General features: G+C 58.4%; 5 protein-coding genes. 3 read left to right on the top strand and 2 right to left on the bottom strand.

Annotation, left to right across the window (positions count from 1 at the left end; translation table 11 throughout):
- Positions 1-168: 168 nt before the first annotated feature.
- Positions 169-1,644, top strand: coding sequence for an inorganic phosphate transporter (locus WBB95_RS11400; protein WP_424487687.1), 1,476 nt, complete (start codon positions 169-171; stop codon positions 1,642-1,644).
- Between the two features lie 402 nt (positions 1,645-2,046).
- A complete protein-coding gene (locus WBB95_RS11395; protein WP_424487686.1) occupies positions 2,047-2,640 on the top strand; it encodes a hypothetical protein in 594 nt (197 codons plus the stop codon).
- Between the two features lie 62 nt (positions 2,641-2,702).
- Here WBB95_RS11395 and WBB95_RS11390 read toward each other — a convergent pair whose 3' ends face one another.
- Together WBB95_RS11390 and WBB95_RS11385 are read right to left on the bottom strand one after the other, a co-directional pair.
- Complete coding sequence (locus tag WBB95_RS11390) at positions 2,703-3,017, bottom strand: SCP2 sterol-binding domain-containing protein (RefSeq protein WP_048730219.1); 315 nt, start codon at positions 3,015-3,017, stop codon at positions 2,703-2,705.
- Positions 3,018-3,074: 57 nt separating this feature from the next.
- Positions 3,075-3,785: a histidine phosphatase family protein gene (locus tag WBB95_RS11385; protein ID WP_424487685.1), complete on the bottom strand. Its 711-nt coding sequence runs from the start codon at positions 3,783-3,785 to the stop codon at positions 3,075-3,077.
- A gap of 193 nt (positions 3,786-3,978) precedes the next feature.
- Here WBB95_RS11385 and sohB point away from each other — a divergent pair, with 193 nt between their 5' ends.
- The gene (gene sohB, locus WBB95_RS11380; RefSeq protein ID WP_424487684.1) at positions 3,979-5,004 is read left to right on the top strand and encodes a protease SohB; all 1,026 of its coding nucleotides are present in this window, start codon (positions 3,979-3,981) and stop codon (positions 5,002-5,004) included.
- The last annotated feature ends 68 nt before the right edge of the window (positions 5,005-5,072 follow it).

The raw sequence follows: 5,072 nt of genomic DNA, 5'->3' as shown, positions 1-5,072 counted from the left end.
CCCGCGCGTTATAAATCAAAGACTTGCCAAAGCCCCGGAAACCCTGGGATACACCCGCCTGCGCCGTGGTCTTCCAATGAAGATTGTTACCGATGAGCAGCTAGTGCATCGATTACTGAGGTTTTCTGGCATAATCGCGCCCCCTTACGACCGGGTCAGAAAACCTTCATGATCGATTTATTCAGCGGACTGGATGCTTGGGTTCTAGTGAGCCTGTTGCTCGCCCTGGCCTTTGTCCTCGCCTTCGAGTTCATCAATGGCTTTCATGACACCGCTAACGCGGTGGCCACAGTCATCTATACCAAAGCCATGCCGCCGCACCTGGCCGTGTTCTTCTCCGGGGTGTTCAACTTCCTCGGCGTGTTGCTCGGTGGTGTCGGTGTCGCCTACGCCATCGTGCATTTGCTGCCGGTGGAATTGCTGATCAATGTGAACACCGGCCATGGCCTGGCAATGGTCTTCTCGTTATTGGCGGCGGCGATCACCTGGAACCTGGGCACCTGGTACTTCGGTATCCCGGCCTCCAGCTCCCACACCCTGATCGGCTCGATCCTCGGTGTCGGCCTGGCCAATGCCTTGATCAACGACATCCCGCTGGCTGACGGTGTGAACTGGCAGAAAGCGATCGATATCGGCGCCTCCCTGGTGTTCTCGCCGATGGCCGGCTTCCTGGTCGCAGCCCTTGTGCTGCTTGGCCTGAAATGGTGGCGCCCGCTGTCGAAGATGCACAAGACGCCAGACCAGCGCCGCAAGCTCGACGACAAGAAGCACCCGCCGTTCTGGAATCGCCTGGTCCTGGTGATCTCCGCGATGGCCGTGAGCTTCGTGCACGGCTCCAACGATGGCCAGAAAGGTATCGGCCTGATCATGCTGGTGCTGATCGGTATTGTGCCGGCGCAGTTCGTACTCGACCTGGGCAGCACCACTTACCAGATCGAACGTACCCGCGACGCCACCGTGCATTTGAGCCAGTTCTACGAACGCAACAACGCCACGCTCGGCGAATTCCTGGCACTGGGTAAAAGTGTGAAGGACGACCTGCCGGGCAAGTTCCAGTGCAACCCGCAGCAGACCGAGCCGACCATCAGCGCGTTGATGGAGACCTTGAAAGGCGTCTCCGATTACCACTCGTTGACGGCCGAGCACCGTATTGAAGTGCGTCGTTACCTGCTCTGCCTGGACGACACCGCGAAGAAAGTCGGCAAGCTGCCGGGCCTGGATGCGCGTGAGAAGTCCGACCTCGACAAGCTGCGCAAAGACCTGACCGCCACCACCGAATACGCACCGTTCTGGGTGATCCTCGCGGTCGCACTGGCCTTGGGCCTGGGCACCATGGTGGGCTGGAAGCGTGTGGTACTGACCATCGGTGAGAAGATCGGCAAGCAGGGCATGACCTATGCCCAGGGTATGTCGGCACAGATCACCACGGCGAGCATGATTGGCTTGGCCAACATCTTCAGCTTGCCGGTTTCCACGACGCACGTGTTGTCTTCGGGTGTTGCCGGGACCATGGTCGCCAACAAAAGCGGCCTGCAGGGTGGGACGGTGAAGACCATTCTGATGGCGTGGGTGTTGACCTTGCCGGCGACCGTAGGATTGTCCGCCGGGTTGTTCTGGTTGGCGTCCAAGGCGTTGGGTAGCTGATAGTTTTTTGGTTTTGAAGGAGGCGTGATCCGTGAGGGTTGCGCCTTTTTTTGGTTTTGGAGGGGGGTATATCCGTTATTGGAGTGATGGCTGAGATGGGTTCCGCTCTTACAGCGGCTCACTTTTGGTGGAGCCGGAATGCCGGCCCAGTCAAAAGTAACCAAAACGCTCTTGCCCCTCCACTCGGCACCTCGCTGTGGCTCGGCGTGCGGCCATCGTGGTTAACGGGGCGCCTGAGATCAACTTGCGGGAGCTGGCTTGTCGGGTCGCCGCACCGCTGCGATTCAGACACCTCGGTGTATCAATGGCGGGGTGGAGCGCGTGGTTGGCGTTGCTATTGAGTGTTCCGTCCAAGGCTTGAGTCGGGTAAATTCGCGGCCCCCTCAGACAAGGATGTAGGCAATGGCGAATGTCGTCACACGGTTCAGCAATGCGGGCCTCTTGGGTGCCTTGCTGATTACCACCAGTATTTTCTTCACGTCCTTGTATTCCCGTGAGGGTGCTGCGGCGCCCTTGATGATGCATTGCAGTAATTGCCCGAAAGGTGATGACACGTTCGATGCGACGAAATGGTTCAGCAATGGCATGTACCGTCTTGAGACGGATATCATTCCCAGCCCGATGCGGTCGATGACTCGCGTTCATCCAGTGGTTTTCACGGCCAAGGATAATGACAAGCTGGTAGAGGCCGCGCTGCGCGGTATCACCAATGTTGATTCATCCCTCGATACCCGTACATTTGAAGCACAGTGGCCCGTATTGACAGGTCGGGTGCGTTACACCTTCAGCTATTTTGTCGTGCCTGACGAGCCCAAGGACCTCTACGATATGTACTTGCAAGTGGGCAAGCACAAGCTGGTGATCATGATTGGTCTGGACGTCAATACGGGTGACATCACTGCCGAGTACGAAGGGCGTGTCATTCGTGAAAACGATGGGAATGACCCCGTGTATATGGACACATTTGAAGAGATGGATAACGCAGGCACCCGTTGAGCGTGAGGCACGCTGAATGAAAAATCCCGCCGGAAGGCGGGATTTTTTTGAGTGCGGTCTTATCAGGCCGGGAACAGCTCGCTCAGCTTCATGGCCAGCATCATGTCGCCTTCAGTGCGCAGTTTGCCGCCCATGAACGCCTGCATGCCGTCGGTGGAACCGTCGACGATGCCTTTCATGGTGTCGCCGTCCATGACCAGCGTCACTTGGGCGTCAGGGTTTTCGCCTTCCAGCAGTTCGCAGGTGTTGTTCTTGACCACCAGCGAGAAGTTCTGGGTGTCGTCGATACGGAAACCGAACACCAGGTCCAGACCGTCAGCGGCGGCCGGGTTGAATTTGGCTTTCATTGCTTCTACAGCTTTGGCTACGTCAGTCATGGTTTCGATCCTTTATGGGTGAGTCCAGTGACCTGGTGGGTCACGGTTGGCCGCAATTCATCGGAAAGTGATGAGCTGCGGCGCCTTCAACAGTTGCAAGTGGGTATGGCTGTTGAAGGAAGCCAGTGCCACCTCGCGACCGCGGAATTTCAGCTGGTTGAGCGAGGTGTTAACAATTTGCCAGTTCAGTTCGAAGGCCTGCGCGGCAGGCATTCGGGTCAGCAGGTGGAGCAGGGCGGTGATGGTGCCGCCGGAGGTAAATACGGCGATCTTGTCGGTGTTGTCGGCGGCTTCAAGAATGCGCTGCAAACCACCTTGTACGCGCTCGACAAACCCCAGCCAGCTTTCCAATCCAGGCGGATCATAAGTGCCGGCCAGCCAGCGCTCGATGATCAGGGCGAAGATGCGCTGGAATTCGCTGCGGTTCTGCGCGCCGTTGCGCAAGACTTCCACCGCATGAGGTTCAGTGCCGAGCAGGTCGGGGAGCAGGGCGCGGATGATCGCTTCGGCGTCGAATTCGTTGAAGGCGCTGTCGACTTCAAGCGCGGGCACCGGCAGTCCGAGGGCACGGTATTGATCGAAGGTGGCGCTGGCGGTGTGCTGCTGGCGACGCAGATCGCCGGCAATGCAGCGGTCGAACGTCAGGCCCAGGTCAGCCAGGTGGCGACCGAGCACTTGCGCCTGTTCCACGCCGACGGGCGACAGGACGTCATAGTCGTCTGCACCGAAGGAGGCTTGGCCATGTCGAATCAGATAGATGCTGCCCACGTCCGTTTTCCCGGTACGTTGAAAGTCTGGCGAGGTTATGAGGATGCCTTCACGCTGTCAATGAAAAAACATACGCTTGTTTTAAAAGTGCGTTGGAGGCTGCCTGGTGGCGGTTTGAGCACTGGCTCGAACGCTGTGCCGTCGGTATGCTGGGCCAATCCGCGCCCTGCGCACTGTACTTGTAAGGAGCAACATGGATTTTCTGGCCGAATACGCGAGTTTTCTGGCGAAGACCGTCACCCTGGTGGTCGCTATTCTGGTGGTTCTGATCAGCTTCGCGGCCATGCGCAGCAAAGGCCGTCGCAAATCTGCCGGCCAATTGCAGGTCAGCAAGCTCAATGATTTCTACAAAGGCCTGCGTGAGCGCCTGGAGTCGAGCCTGCTCGATAAAGACCAGCTCAAGGCCCTGCGTAAATCCGAGAGCAAAACCGAAAAGAAAAAAGGTAAGAAGAAACCCGAGGCCAAACCACGGGTGTTCGTGCTGGACTTCGACGGCGACATCAAGGCCTCGGCCACTGAAAGCCTGCGCCACGAAATCACCGCCTTGCTGAGCCTGGCCACACCCAAGGACGAAGTGGTACTGCGCCTCGAAAGCGGCGGCGGTATGGTCCACAGCTACGGCCTAGCCTCTTCGCAACTGGCGCGTATCCGCCAGGCGGGCGTGCCGTTGACCGTGTGCATCGACAAGGTTGCAGCCAGCGGCGGCTACATGATGGCGTGCATCGGCGAGAAGATCATCAGCGCACCGTTCGCCATCCTCGGCTCCATCGGCGTGGTGGCGCAGTTGCCGAACGTCAACCGCCTGCTGAAAAAGCACGACATCGACTTCGAAGTGCTGACCGCCGGTGAGTACAAACGCACCCTTACGGTGTTTGGCGAAAACACCGAGAAGGGCCGTGAGAAATTCCAGGAAGACCTGGACATCACGCACCAACTGTTCAAGAACTTCGTCTCGCGTTACCGCCCGCAGCTGGCGATTGATGACGTGGCGACCGGAGAAGTGTGGCTGGGTGTTGCAGCCCTCGACAAACAATTGGTCGATGAACTGCAAACCAGCGACGAATACCTGGCCACCAAGGCCAAGACCGCCGAGGTGTTCCACTTGCACTATGCCGAGCGTAAAAGCCTGCAGGAACGTGTGGGCCTGGCAGCCAGCGGTTCGGTGGACCGGGTGTTGCTGACCTGGTGGAGCCGGCTGACCCAGCAGCGGTTCTGGTAACCCAATCTCCAGAAGAAGTAATCCCCCTGTGGGAGCGGGCTTGCTCGCGAAGGCGGTGTGTCAGCCAA

This window comes from Pseudomonas sp. (assembly GCF_049645325.1).
Lineage (GTDB): Bacteria > Pseudomonadota > Gammaproteobacteria > Pseudomonadales > Pseudomonadaceae > Aquipseudomonas.
This window is presented reverse-complemented; position numbering and strand designations above follow the sequence as displayed.

Coding starts and splice junctions, on each gene's coding strand:
- WBB95_RS11395 (WP_424487686.1), top strand. CDS start 2,047: ATGGCGAATGTCGTCACACGGTTCAGCAATGCGGGCCTCTTGGGTGCC.
- WBB95_RS11390 (WP_048730219.1), bottom strand. CDS start 3,017: ATGACTGACGTAGCCAAAGCTGTAGAAGCAATGAAAGCCAAATTCAAC.
- sohB (WP_424487684.1), top strand. CDS start 3,979: ATGGATTTTCTGGCCGAATACGCGAGTTTTCTGGCGAAGACCGTCACC.
- WBB95_RS11400 (WP_424487687.1), top strand. CDS start 169: ATGATCGATTTATTCAGCGGACTGGATGCTTGGGTTCTAGTGAGCCTG.